The organism is Acidovorax sp. GW821-FHT11A03 (assembly GCF_058809075.1).
The window spans coordinates 409,618-422,588 of the sequence record NZ_JBXASG010000001.1; the positions used below are offsets into that span (position 1 = coordinate 409,618).

Here is a 12,971-nt window from a genome sequence, read left to right on the forward strand (position 1 = left end):
AATTTCAAACCACGAGGAAACCACCATGGAACATACCCTTCCCCCGCTGCCTTACGCCATCGACGCCCTGGCGCCGCACTACAGCCAGGAAACCCTGGAGTACCACCACGGCAAGCACCACAACGCCTATGTGGTGAACCTCAACAACCTGCAAAAGGGCACTGAATTCGAATCCATGACGCTCGAAGAGATCGTCAAGAAGTCCAGCGGCGGCATCTACAACAACGCTGCCCAGATCTGGAACCACACCTTCTTCTGGAACTGCATGGCACCCCAGGGTGGCGGTGAGCCCTCCGGCGCGCTGGCTGCGGCCATCAACGCCAAGTGGGGCAGCTACGCCGCCTTCAAGGAAGCCTTCGTCAAGAGCGCCGTGGGCAACTTCGGCTCGGGCTGGACCTGGCTGGTGAAGAAGGCCGACGGCAGCGTGGACATCGTGAACACCGGCGCCGCCGGCACGCCGCTGACCACGGCCGACAAGGCACTGCTGACGGTGGACGTGTGGGAACACGCGTACTACATCGACTACCGCAACATGCGCCCCAAGTTCGTCGAGACCTTCCTCTCCAGCCTGGTGAACTGGAAGTTCGCGGAAGCCAACTTCGCCTGACGGATTGCTTGCGCGGTGCCGTGGCAGCCACCTGCCGCGGACAAGAAAAAACGGCCCCGCGGGGCCGTTTTTCTTTGCGGTCCCTCTGGCCCAGGGGCGGACCTAAGGGCGGCGAAACAGCGCGCCCGAGAGCTTGGCCCCAGCCTTGATGCCCTTCTGGGCAAACCAGCCCTGGTTCATTTCCAGCACATAGCGCACGGGCTTGGCGGAGCAGTGGGAGTCCAGTGTCTGCGGCTTCATGTCCGCCAGGTTCACGATGGTGCCGTCATCCTCCACGAAAGCCGCGGTGAGGGGCAGCAGGGTGTTTTTCATCCAGAAGCACTGCTGTGCCGGCTGCTCGAACACGAACAGCATGCCTTCGTGCTGCGGCATCTCCTTGCGGTGCATGAGGCCGGTCTGGCGTTCCTGGGGTGCAAGGGCGACCTGGGCGTCGATGCGGTGCATGCCCGCCGTCAGTTCGACGCGCCGCAGATTCAGCTGCGGTCCTTCCTGGGCGGCAACCCCGCCTGCATGCAGCAGGGCGGTGGCGGCCACCAGGGCGGCGGCGGCCAGGGCGGCGCGGCGCGCGAGGGACATCACGCGGGCGGTGCGGGCCTGCGGGGCGCGGGCCGGGTGAAGATCGGTCATGGGCAGGGCTTTCATGAAGGCAACACGGACGATGGCAATGAATGGGCAGCGGAAAAATCACGCTGTGGACGATGGCAGATTAGCGCAAACATGCGGGCATGGCGGCACAACGGGGCATTGCACGGCCCCCATCAACAAAAACGCCCGCGGCAGCGGGCGATCTTGAAGCGGTGGGCCCTGGCCCCGCGCGGGCCTGGCGCCCGGCGTTTCAGGCCACCTTCTTGGTGGTTTTCTTCTTGGCGACCTTCTTGGTGCTGTGCGTCTTCTTCTTGGCCGTGGTGGCGGCCTTGTGGGTCTTGGCTACCGGTGCGGGAGCCGCGGCGGGCGCAGCCATGGGGGCTGCGGGGGCAGCAGGGGCGGGAGCGGTTGCTGGCGCTTGCTGTGCGAAAGCACCCGCAGCAAACAGACCAGCCACCAGTACAGCGAGGAGTTTTTTCATATGTGCCGTTTCCAGTGTGAACAAGGGTTGAGGGCCATGCGAAACCCCGCATGGCTCCACCCCCAACGATAGCAGCGGCAGCCGCGTTGACAGGGTCTTGGCCATAAATATTTGTCATTAGAATTGACCGGCTTCAGAGCGCTTTGCCCAATTCGCTGAATCCTGTTTCAGCCACCCCAGGAGACACCCGCCCATGACCAGCTACCAGCACATCAAGGTGCCCGCCGAAGGCCAGAAAATCACCGTCAACGCCGACATGTCGCTGAACGTGCCGGACCAGCCCATCATCCCTTTCATCGAAGGCGACGGCACGGGCCTGGACATCACGCCGGTGATGATCAAGGTGGTGGATGCCGCGGTGGCCAAGGCCTATGGCGGCAAGAAGAAGATCCACTGGATGGAGGTCTACGCCGGCGAGAAATCCACCAAGGTGTATGGCCCCGACGTGTGGCTGCCCGAAGAGACCCTGCAGGTGCTGCGCGAGTATGTGGTTTCCATCAAGGGCCCGCTGACCACGCCCGTGGGCGGCGGCATCCGCTCGCTGAACGTGGCGCTGCGCCAGGAGCTGGACCTGTATGTCTGCCTGCGCCCCGTGCAGTATTTCAAGGGTGTGCCTTCGCCCCTCAAGGAGCCCGAGAAGACCAACATGGTGATCTTCCGCGAGAACTCGGAGGACATCTATGCCGGCATCGAGTTCGAGGCCGAGTCCGACAAGGCCAAGAAACTCATCAAGTTCCTGCAGGATGAGATGGGCGTGAAGAAAATCCGTTTCCCCAACACCTCGGGCATCGGCGTCAAGCCCGTGTCGCGCGAGGGCACCGAGCGCCTGGTGCGCAAGGCCATCCAGTACGCCATCGACAACGACAAGCCCAGCGTGACCATCGTGCACAAGGGCAACATCATGAAGTACACCGAAGGCGGATTCCGTGACTGGGCCTATGCCCTGGCGCAAAAGGAGTTCGGCGCGCAGCTGATCGATGGCGGCCCGTGGTGCAAGTTCAAGAACCCCAAGTCGGGCAAGGACATCACCATCAAGGACAGCATCGCCGATGCCTTCCTGCAGCAGATCCTGCTGCGCCCCGCCGAATACTCGGTGGTGGCCACGCTCAACCTCAACGGCGACTACATCTCGGACGCGCTGGCGGCCCAGGTCGGTGGCATCGGCATCGCGCCCGGGGCCAACATGTCCGATTCGGTGGCCTGCTTCGAGGCCACGCACGGCACGGCGCCCAAGTACGCCGGCAAGGACTACGTGAACCCGGGCTCAGAGATCCTCTCGGCCGAGATGATGCTGCGCCACATGGGCTGGATCGACGCTGCCAACCTGATCATCCGCTCGCTGGAAAAGTCGATCGCCTCCAAGAAGGTGACCTACGATTTCGCGCGCCTGATGGATGGCGCCACGCAGGTGAGCTGTTCCGGTTTTGGCCAGGTGATGATCGACGCGATGGATTGACCGCCGCCGCGCCGCGCGGGGCCGCGCGGCACGGATGGAGCCCCTGATCTCCGTGAGAATTTCAGGGGTTTTTGTTTTTTCGGCCTCCCACGGCGGATGGCGAAGATGGGTCGGGGTATGGCGCATCGCGGCTTGGGCCGCGCGGTCCCGGGGCGGCCCGCGCCCAGGCGGCCGGGGCGGGTGATCCGCGGGGCAGTTGAGTGTTGGCTATTTGGAGATTTCCCGCCTAAGATGGGATCAGCCATTGGCGAGGGCAATGAGGGCGAAGGCCGCTGCCGTCTGTGCGCGTGGGACGCGCTGCGCAGGGAGATGGCCTCACACAGGGAGGGCTGCATGGCATCTGATTTTTCCGCCGCATACTGGGAGCAAAACCCCGATGCGCTGCTGGTGCTGTCGCCCGAGGGCATGGTGCTCAACTGGAACCCCGCCGCCGAAGCGATCTTTGGCTACGCGCTGGCCGAGGTGCAGGGCCGGTCCCTGATGGATCTGATCGTTCCCGAGGGGCGGGCCCATGAGGAAGACGAGATCCGCGCCGAGGCATTGCGCGGTGTGACGGCGGTGCACGAGTCGGTGCGCCGCCGCAAGGACGGCTCGCTCGTGCACGTGAATGTCTCCACCAAGGCGGTGCGCGATGACGGCGGGCAGCTGCTGTACTTCCTGTCCAGCAAGAAGGATGTCACCCAGCTCAAGGTCCAGCGCGAGGCCAAGTTGCTGGAGGCACGGTTTCGCGACCTGCTCGAATCCACGCCGGATGCCATCGTGATGGTCAATGTGACCGGCCGCATCGTGCTGGTGAATTCGCAGGCCGAGCGCGTGTTCGGCTACGAGCGGGCCGAGCTGCTGGGGCAGGCGGTGGAAGTGCTTCTGCCCCACCGCTACCGGGGCGCGCACCTGGGGCACCGAAGCGGCTTCTTCGGGGCACCGCGCACGCGCACGATGGGAGCGGGCCTGGAGCTGTATGGCCTGCGCAAGGGGGGCACCGAGTTTCCGGTGGAGATCAGCCTGAGCCCGATCCACACCGAGGAAGGCGAGATGGTGATGAGCGCCATCCGCGACATCACCGACCGCAAGCGGGCCGACCAGAAGTTCAAGGACCTGCTTGAAGCCGCGCCCGACGCCATGGTCATCGTCGACCGGGATGGCAGCATCGTGCTGGTCAATTCCCAGGCCGTGAAGCTGTTCGGCTGGAGCCGCACCGAGTTGCTGGGCCAGAAGATCGAATTGCTCGTGCCCGAACGTTTCAATGCCCGGCATCCCGAGCACCGCCACCGCTTCTTCGTCGAGCCACGCACCCGCTCCATGGGGGCGGGCCTTGATCTGTACGGACTGCGCAAGGACGGCTCCGAGTTCCCGGTCGAGATCAGCCTGAGCCCGCTGCAGACGGAGGAAGGCCTTTTCGTCTCGAGCGCGATCCGCGACGTGACCGAGCGCAAGCGGATCGAGCGGGTCTTGCGCGACAAGAACCTGGAGCTTGAAAATGCGGCCTTGGTCAAAGACCGCTTCCTGGCCAGCATGTCCCACGAACTGCGAACCCCGCTCAACGCCATCATCGGTTTCACGGGCACATTGCTGATGAAGCTGCCGGGCCCGCTCAATCCCGAGCAGGACAAGCAATTGCGCATCGTGCAGACGGGGGCGCGGCACCTTCTTTCCCTCATCAATGACCTGCTGGATGTGGCCAAGCTCAGCGCCAACAAGGTGTCGCTCAACATCGAGGCGCTCGACTGCCGGAGCATCGTCGCGGAAGTCGCGGCCACGCTGGAGCAGGAGGCCGGGCGCAAGGGGCTGGCGTTCAGCGTGCGCGCGCCCGCCCAGGCCGTCACCCTGCACACCGACCGCCGGGCGTTCAGCCAGATACTCATCAATCTGGTGGGCAATGCCATCAAGTTCACGCCGGAGGGGGCCGTGGAGGTGGTGCTGGAAGAGACCCTGTCGCCGCAAGGCCGCACCGTGCAGGTCCGGGTGCGGGACACGGGGCCCGGGATCGCGCCGCAGGAGCAGTCCCGGCTGTTCGAGGCGTTCTCGCGCGTGGAGACCGCCGACCGGCGCCACCACGAAGGCACGGGCCTGGGCCTGCACCTGAGCCGCAAGCTGGCCGAGGCGCTGGGCGGCAGCGTCGGCTTTGAAAGCACCGAAGGGCAGGGCAGCACGTTCACCGTGGAATTCCAGGAGACCAGCGCATGAAAGCCACCATCCTCGTCATCGAGGACGATGACGCGAGCCGGGAACTCGTCACCTACCTGCTGGAGGCCGCGGGCCACCGCGTGCTGGCCGCCGAGAATGGCGCGCTGGGCATGGGGCTCGCGCTGGCGGAATCTCCCGACCTGATCCTGTGCGACCTGCAGATGCCCGTCATGAACGGCTACGAGGTGGCGCAGAGCCTGCGCTCCCACCACGCGTGGCGCGTGGTGCCGCTGGTGGCCGTCACGGCATTCTCCATGCCGGGCGACCGCGAAAAGGCGCTCGACGTGGGTTTCGACGAGCACCTTTCCAAGCCCATCACGCCCGAGACTTTCGTGAAGCAGGTCGAGGCATTTCTGGGCTCCTCGTTTCACGCGCCGCCTGCGGCGGCCTGAAGCAGCTACGGCGGCAGCATGGCCAAGATCCTTGTCGTGGATGACCTTCCGGCCAACCGGGCGCTGGTGGCCACGCTCATAGGACACAGCGGCCACCAGGCGCTGGAGGCGGCGGACGGCGCCCAGGCGCTGGACGTGGTGCGGGCAGAACGCCCGCAGCTGGTGATCTCCGACATCCTGATGCCCACGATGGACGGCTATGAGTTCGTGCGGCAGTTGCGTGCCGACCCCCAGCTCGCCGACACGCAGGTGATTTTCTACAGCGCGCATTTCCGCGAGCAGGAGGCGCGCAACCTGGCCCTGGCCTGTGGGGTCGCCCAGGTGCTGGTGAAGCCCTGCGAGCCGCAGGACATCATCGCGGCCATCGAGCAGGCGCTGTCGCAGGTTCCGCCACAGCCCGTGCTCCCGCTGGAGCACAGCTTCCAGACGCGGCACCTGCAGCTCATGGCGGACAAGCTCACCGGCAACGTGGCCGAGCTGGAAGCCATGAACCGCCGGCTGGCGGCGCTGACCGACCTGAACCTGCAGCTGGCGTCCGAGCGCGACCCGCAGGTGCTGCTGGCCAGCGTCTGCCGGGGTGCGCGGGACCTGGTGGGCGCGCAGTACGTGGTGCTGTGCGCCGTGCGCAAGGATGGCCATGCGGCCCTGGTCTGCACCAGTGGCATCGATGCCGCCGCGACGGGGGTGCTGGACCTGCCCGTGGTGTCGCACGGCCTGCTGGGCAGCGTGCGCGCCGAGCGGCGGGCGCGGCGGGTGGCCAACGCCAGCGGCGACCCCCGCGAGGTGGGCTTGCCGGCGGGCTATCCGGCGCTGCACTGCGGCCTGATCGCGCCCATCACATCGCTGTCGTTCTCCTATGGCTGGATCTGCCTGGCCAACAAGCCCGGGTCGCACGAGTTCAGCGCCGAGGACGAGAAGATCCTGTCCATCCTGGGCGCCCAGGTGGGGCGCATCTACGAGAACGGAAGCCTGTACGCGGAGGTGCAGCGCCATGCCGACCAGCTTCAGTTCGAGGTGATCGAGCGCAAGCGGGTCATCGAAGAGCTCCGGGCCAGCGAGGCGGGCCTGCACCGCGCGCAGGTGCTGGCCAAGATCACCCATGTGATCAGCAGCCAGGACGGCGTGTTCGAGAGCTGGCCCGACACCTGCCCCCAGATGCTGGGCGTGGAGCCGTCGGCGATGCCCCGGTCCGCGCGCGAATGGCTGGCCCTCGTGTATCCGGACGACCAGCCCTTGTTCCGTGAGCGCGCGCTGGAGGCTGCCACCGAGGGCGTGCGCCTGGATTTCAACTACCGCCTCGTGCGCGCAGACGGCGCGGTGATCCACCTGCGCCAGGTCATGGAGCCTTTGCTGGCCGACGATGGCGTGGGCAGCGACACCGTCCGCTGGTTCAACACCATCCAGGACATCAGCGTGCAAAAGCGCGCGGAGGAGGAACTGCGCGAGAGCGACCGCCGCTTCAACGACATGCTGGACAAGGTGGAGATGATCTCGCTGATGCTCGACTGCGAGGGGCGCATCACCTATTGCAACGACTACCTGCTGCGCCTGACCGGGTGGCGGCGCGACGAGGTGTCCGGCCAGAACTGGTTCTCGCTGTTCGTGCCGCCCGAGCAGGTGGATGTGCGCGACGTGTTCGCCGACCTGCTGGCCGACCGCCCCTCTGCCTGGCACTACGACAACGAAATCATCACCCGCGGCGGCGAGCGCAGGCTGGTGCACTGGAACAACACCGTGCTGCGGTCGGCGGGTGGCCAGGTGACCGGCGTGGCCGCGCTCGGGGAGGACATCACCGAGCGCAAGGAGGCCGAGCACAAGATCAAGCGGCTCAACCGCGTGTACGCCATGCTCAGCGGCATCAACACGCTGATCGTGCGCGTGCGCAAGCGCGAGGAGCTGTTTCACGAGGCCTGCCGCATCGCCGTGGAGGAAGGGCAGTTCAAGATCGCGTGGCTGGGCAAGGTGGACGCGGCCCGCCAGCAGCTGGTGCCGGTGGCGCTCTCTGGCGCGGGAGAGGACTTCCTCGCGCACATCCGGGACCGGCTGCGGCTGCACGACAAGCCCACCCCGGGCGAGAGCCTGAGCGCGGAGGTGGTTCGCACCGGGCTGCCCGCCGTGTGCGACGACGTGGTGGGCGACCCCCGGATCTTGCTGCCCGGCCTGCTGGCGCAGCGTGGCGTGGCGTCGCTGGCCATGCTGCCGCTGGTCGTGGCCCACGAGGTGGTGGGGGTGCTGGCCCTGTTTTCCGAAGAGGTGGGTTTTTTCGACGAGGCCGAGATGAAGCTGCTGACCGAGCTGGCCGGCGACATCGGCTTCGCGCTCGACCACCTCGACAAGGAAGACCGGCTGAGCTACCTGGCCTACTACGACGAGATCACCGGCCTGCCCAACCGCACGCTTTTCCTGGAGCGCGCCGGCCAGCACCTGCGGCCCCGCGAAGGGCCGCGGCCGCTGCTCGGGATCGCGCTGATGGACATCAGCCGGTTCCGGTTCGTCAATGACACGCTGGGGCGGCAGATGGGGGACGAGCTTCTCAAGCAGGTGGCGCAGCGGCTGCAGCATGCGGCGGCCGATGTGCACGGCGTGGCGCGCATCGGGATCAACAGTTTCGGCATGGCCGTGGCCGGCGCCCGCGATGCCGGGGCCGTGGCGCTGGTGGTGGACCATCTCATGCGCAGCTGCTTTGATGCGCCCTTCCTGCTGGGGCAGACCGAGCTGCGCATGGCCGCCAAGGCAGGGGTGGCCCTGTACCCCATGGACGGCGTGGATGCCGAAGCGCTGCTGCGCAACGCCGAGGCCGCGGTCGGCAAGGCCAAGGCATCGGCCGACAGCCTGCTGTTCTACACCTCTGAAATGAACACCCGCGTGGCCGAGGCGCTGAGCCTGGAAGGCCGCCTGCGCGAAGCGCTGGAGCAGGGCCAGTTTGTTTTGCACTACCAGCCCAAGCAATGCCTGGCCAGCGGCGTCGTGGCGGGCGCCGAGGCGCTGATCCGCTGGAACGATCCGCACCGGGGCCTGGTGCCACCGGGGCTCTTCATTCCCATCCTGGAGGAGACCGGCCTGATCTACGACGTGGGCCGCTGGGCCCTTCGCCAGGCGCTGGCGGACAACCGGCGCTGGCGGCAGGCGGGCCACGCGCCGCTGCGCGTGGCGGTCAATGTGTCGTTCCTGCAGCTTCGGCACCGCAACTTCGTGGCCGAGGTGCGCGAGGCCCTGGCCCTGGACCCGGGGGCGGGCAGCGGGCTGGAGCTGGAGATCACCGAAAGCATGGTGATGGAGGACGTGGAGCACAGCAGGCGCAGCCTGCACGCCCTGCGCGAGATGGACATCACGATCGCCATCGACGATTTCGGCACCGGGTTCTCATCGCTGAGCTACCTGGCCACGCTGCCGGCCGACACGCTCAAGATCGACCGCTCCTTCATCCTGGGCATGGACACCGGAGCCCAGGGGCAGGCGCTGGTGTCCACCATCATCAACATGGGGCACTCGCTGGGGCTCAAGGTGGTGGCCGAGGGGGTCGAGACGGACGACCAGTGCCGCCGGCTCGCACTGCTGGGCTGCGACGAGATCCAGGGCTACCTGCTCAGCCGGCCCCTGCCCGCGGACGTGTTCGAGGCCCAGTTCCTGGCGGGTTCCGCCGGCGTGCCCGCGCATTGAGTCCGGCGGCGGTCCCGTGGCGGGCCCCGCCGCCGCGCCGCCGCGTGGTGTCAGTGTTTTTGCACCAACTTGATGATGCTGGAGAAATCCAGCGCGCCATGGCCCGCCAGGCTGTGTGCGGCATACAGGCTGCGCGCCAGGCCGCCGAGCGGGGTGGAGGCCTTCACGGCCGCGGCGTTCTCCTGCGCCAGCCCCAGGTCCTTGAGCATGAGGTCGGTGCCGAAGCCGCCCGCATAGCCCTTGCTCGCCGGCGCGGTCTCCATCACGCCGGGCATGGGGTTGTACTTCTCCAGCGCCCAGTTGCCGCCCGAGCTGCGGCGCATGATCTCGGAGAGCACCTTCGGGTCCAGGCCATTGGCCACGCCCAGGGCGATCGCCTCGCTGGTGCCGGCCATCAGGATGCCCAGCAGCATGTTGTTGCAGATCTTGGCCGTCTGGCCCGCGCCCACGGCGCCGGCGTGAAAGATGTTGGCGCCCATCTTCTCGAGCACGGGGCGCGCGCGTTCCAGTGCCGGGGTGTCGCCGCCCACCATGAAGGTCAGCGTGCCGGCGATGGCCCCGCCCGTGCCGCCCGAGACGGGCGCGTCGATGAAGTCCATGCCCCGTGCCTTGGCGGCCTCGGCCACCTTGCGCGACGTGGCGGCGGCGATGGTCGAGCAGTCGATCACCAGCGTGCCCTCGGCCAGCAGCGGCAGCAGGCCGGGTTGCCGGTCGCTGCCCAGATAGAGCGTTTCCACGTGCTGGCTGGCGGGCAGCATGCTGATGACGACCTCGGCCCCTTGCACGCAGGCGCCGGCGTCCGTCGCGATGCGCACGCCATCGGCGGCGAGCTTGTCGCAGGCCGGCTTGGAGAGGTCGAAGGCGCCCACGTCGTGGCCCGCCTTGTGCAGGTTCAGGGCCATGGGGCCGCCCATGTTGCCGAGGCCGATGAATGCAATCTTCATGGTGTGTTTCTCCTGGATGTCGTTGTGGTGGTGAATCGGGTTGGTATGAAATTGATAGCTGCCAGCGCTTGTTTTCAAAGGGCTACCGGCCGAAAAGGCTTGAAAATCACTCGGCGAAGTCTGCGCCGCGGGCTTTCAGCTCCGCGCGCAGCACCGAGCGGTGGCAACGCGATTCGTCCTCGCAGTAGCAGCCCAGCGACATCGCGGCGTGGCGCGAGAGCGCGGCCAGCAGGTCCAGCGTGCGGCTGGCCTCGGGCTGGGCCAGTTCCTTGCGGAACTGCTTGACGAACGCGTCCCACTCCTTGTCCGTCTGCGCCTGCTGGCCCTGGGCCATGAGTTCGGCCGTGGGGGACAGCAGGGGGTACCACACGTCGTAATAGTCGCGGCTGGCGAACTCGGTCTTGGGCACGCCACGCGGCGGGCGGCGCACGGTGCCGATGCGGGTGCCTTCCCCGGCGGCGCGCGGGGAGCCGAGGCGGACGATGCGAAGGGGCATGGTGGTGGGCTCCAGGGAGGGTGGGGCAGATCAGTCGTCGGCTTCGAAGATGCTGTGCTTCTTCGCGGCGGTTTTTTTGGCGGGCGCTTTCCTGGCCGCGGCCGGGGTGTTGGTTGTTTTCTTCTTGCGCGGCGATGCCTTGGCCAGCGGGTTGTAGGCCAGGGCTGCTTCGAGCCAATGGTTCCACTGTGCGCGCGTGGCGTAGCCATTGGGCTCCACCCAGAAGTAGCCCTTCATGCCGCCGCCGGGCGACAGCTCGCGGGTGTTCTGCATCTCCTGCACCTCGCCATGGCGCTCCGGCGGCAGGCGCACCAGCAGCTCTTCGCCCTTGACGGCGATGCACATCTTGCCGTCCACAAAAAACGCATGGGTGCCGAACAGCGGGCGCTCCTCCACGTCGCTGCGGTGCGCGAGCGCCGTGCGCACGGCGTCGATCAGGTGCAGGGTTTCGTCGGAGAGGGGGCGGGCGGGCATGGTTTCAGGTTAAATAGGCCGCTAGCGCTTGATGGATAAGCGCTGGCAGCTATAAAAACAGGAGTTTTTGCCTAGCGGATGGCCTCCGTCGCATCCCCGTCCAGCATGCGCCGCGCAATGATCACGCGCATGATTTCGTTCGTGCCTTCCAGGATCTGGTGCACGCGCGCGTCGCGCAGCAGGCGCTCCAGCGGGTATTCGCGGATGTAGCCATAGCCGCCGTGCAACTGCAGGGCGTCGTTGATGACGGTGAAGCCCGCGTCGGTGGCGAAGCGCTTGGCCATGGCGCAGTAGGTGGAGGCGTCGCGGGCCCCCGCGTCCAGCTTGCTGGCGGCCAGGCGCACCATCTGGCGCGCGGCCACGAGTTCCGTCGCCATGTCGGCCAGCTTGAACTGCAGGGCCTGGAAGCTGGCGATGGGTTTGCCAAACTGCTTGCGGTCCTGCATGTATTGCTGCGCGGCGTTGAGCGCGCCTTGCGCCGCGCCCACCGAGCAGGTGGCGATGTTGATGCGGCCGCCGTCCAGGCCCTTCATCGCGATCTTGAAGCCTTCGCCCTCGCGGCCCAGCAGGTGGTCGGCCGGGATGCGCACGTTGTCAAAACTGATGGTGCGCGTGGGCTGGCTGTTCCAGCCCATCTTGTGTTCCTTCTTGCCGTAGGTGATGCCGGGTGCATCGGCTGGCACGGCAAAGGCGCTGACGCCGCTAGCGCCCGAATTCGCGTCGCCCGTGCGCGCCATGAGCACCAGCACGTCGGTGCTGCCTGCGCCGCTGATGAAGGCCTTGCTGCCGTTGATGACGTAGTCGTGGCCCACCAGTTCGGCACGCGTCTTGAGCGAGGCGGCGTCGGAGCCTGCGCCGGGCTCGGTGAGGCAGTAGGACGCGAGCTTCTCGCCCGTGGTCAACAGCGGCCCCCAGTGGTCGCGCACGACGGGGGTGGCCCAGGTGCCCAGCATCCAGGTGGCCATGTTGTGGATGGTGATGAAGGCGGTGGTGCTGGGGTCGATGGCGGCCATTTCCTCGAACACCAGGGTGGCGTCCAGGCGGGGCAGGGCGAGGCCACCGGCGTTCTCGGGTGCATACAGGCCACAAAAGCCCAGCTCGCCCGCCTTGGCGATGGCTTCCTTCGGGAAGATGCCCTCGGCGTCCCACAACGCCGCGTGGGGCGCGAACTCGGCTTGCGCAAAGTCGCGGGCCGTCTGGGCAAAGGCGCGTTGTTCTTCGGTGAGTTCAAAGTCCATGGTGTTCTGTCTCGTCGTCGGTTCTTGTTGTTCTGGGCGCCCGGTTCAGGGCCTGGCGGATGGGTGGTCCAGCGTCAGCCAGCGCATCAGGCCCTTGCGGCGGGTCTCGGTCTCCGTCGTCAGACACTCGTGGTACAGGCGCGGCCACTGGGGCTGCGACTCGGCACTGCGCGTGGCCTGCTTGCAGCGCGTGGTGCGTTCGCGCTGCCAGGCTGTGTGCTCCTGCCGCAGCTGGGGCCGCTCGTGGGCCGACAGGGCGCGCATCACATCGCCGTAAAGGATGCCAATCTGCGTGTCTGCCGCCTGAAAGGCCTGCACCGCGCAGGCATTGGTTTCCTCCACGCTGCCGCCGGGTTTGCAGGCGGCACCGGCCTGCGCGTGGGCATCAGCTCCCACCAGCATCACGCAAGCCGCACCGAAGACCATGGCCCATCCCCGCATCATTGTCAGATCA

At 66.9% G+C, this 12,971-nt stretch carries 12 protein-coding genes; 5 read left to right on the plus strand and 7 right to left on the minus strand.

Features of this window, described 5'->3' with window-relative positions:
* Positions 1-25 precede the first annotated feature (25 nt).
* Positions 26-607, plus strand: a complete 582-nt coding sequence (locus tag AC1RVY_RS01935; protein WP_218338504.1) for a superoxide dismutase — start codon at positions 26-28, stop codon at positions 605-607.
* 102 nt (positions 608-709) lie between these two features.
* Here AC1RVY_RS01935 and AC1RVY_RS01940 read toward each other — a convergent pair whose 3' ends face one another.
* Both AC1RVY_RS01940 and AC1RVY_RS01945 read right to left on the minus strand, forming a co-directional pair.
* A complete protein-coding gene (locus AC1RVY_RS01940; protein ID WP_492805059.1) occupies positions 710-1,234 on the minus strand; it encodes a DUF192 domain-containing protein in 525 nt (174 codons plus the stop codon).
* Positions 1,235-1,442: 208 nt separating this feature from the next.
* Positions 1,443-1,673, minus strand: a complete 231-nt coding sequence (locus AC1RVY_RS01945) for a hypothetical protein (RefSeq protein WP_218294896.1) — start codon at positions 1,671-1,673, stop codon at positions 1,443-1,445.
* Positions 1,674-1,866: 193 nt separating this feature from the next.
* Here AC1RVY_RS01945 and icd point away from each other — a divergent pair, with 193 nt between their 5' ends.
* The 4 genes from icd to AC1RVY_RS01965 all read left to right on the plus strand — a co-directional run bounded on the left by icd (position 1,867) and on the right by AC1RVY_RS01965 (position 9,365).
* A complete protein-coding gene (gene icd, locus AC1RVY_RS01950; RefSeq protein ID WP_218294897.1) occupies positions 1,867-3,129 on the plus strand; it encodes an NADP-dependent isocitrate dehydrogenase in 1,263 nt (420 codons plus the stop codon).
* A gap of 333 nt (positions 3,130-3,462) precedes the next feature.
* Positions 3,463-5,313 (plus strand): PAS domain S-box protein, encoded by a 1,851-nt coding sequence (locus tag AC1RVY_RS01955; RefSeq protein ID WP_218294898.1) that lies wholly within the window; start codon positions 3,463-3,465, stop codon positions 5,311-5,313.
* Positions 5,310-5,705, plus strand: coding sequence for a response regulator (locus tag AC1RVY_RS01960; RefSeq protein WP_218294899.1), 396 nt, complete (start codon positions 5,310-5,312; stop codon positions 5,703-5,705). The genes AC1RVY_RS01955 and AC1RVY_RS01960 overlap by 4 nt, the downstream gene beginning before the upstream one ends.
* 18 nt (positions 5,706-5,723) lie before the next feature.
* A complete protein-coding gene (locus tag AC1RVY_RS01965; protein WP_492805062.1) occupies positions 5,724-9,365 on the plus strand; it encodes an EAL domain-containing protein in 3,642 nt (1,213 codons plus the stop codon).
* A 50-nt stretch (positions 9,366-9,415) separates the two neighbouring features.
* Here AC1RVY_RS01965 and mmsB read toward each other — a convergent pair whose 3' ends face one another.
* From mmsB to AC1RVY_RS01990, 5 genes are all read right to left on the minus strand, one after another.
* Positions 9,416-10,309, minus strand: coding sequence for a 3-hydroxyisobutyrate dehydrogenase (mmsB, locus tag AC1RVY_RS01970; protein ID WP_218294901.1), 894 nt, complete (start codon positions 10,307-10,309; stop codon positions 9,416-9,418).
* Positions 10,310-10,415: 106 nt separating this feature from the next.
* On the minus strand, positions 10,416-10,805 hold the full coding sequence (locus AC1RVY_RS01975) for a DUF488 domain-containing protein (RefSeq protein ID WP_492805064.1): 390 nt from the start codon (positions 10,803-10,805) through the stop codon (positions 10,416-10,418).
* A 30-nt stretch (positions 10,806-10,835) separates the two neighbouring features.
* Positions 10,836-11,279: a TfoX/Sxy family protein gene (locus tag AC1RVY_RS01980; protein ID WP_492805066.1), complete on the minus strand. Its 444-nt coding sequence runs from the start codon at positions 11,277-11,279 to the stop codon at positions 10,836-10,838.
* A 71-nt stretch (positions 11,280-11,350) separates the two neighbouring features.
* Positions 11,351-12,517 carry an acyl-CoA dehydrogenase family protein gene (locus tag AC1RVY_RS01985; protein ID WP_369642527.1) on the minus strand — a complete coding sequence of 389 codons (1,167 nt, stop codon included), beginning with the start codon at positions 12,515-12,517 and terminating at the stop codon, positions 11,351-11,353.
* A 45-nt stretch (positions 12,518-12,562) separates the two neighbouring features.
* Positions 12,563-12,943 carry a lysozyme inhibitor LprI family protein gene (locus AC1RVY_RS01990; protein ID WP_369643908.1) on the minus strand — a complete coding sequence of 127 codons (381 nt, stop codon included), beginning with the start codon at positions 12,941-12,943 and terminating at the stop codon, positions 12,563-12,565.
* Positions 12,944-12,971 lie beyond the last annotated feature (28 nt).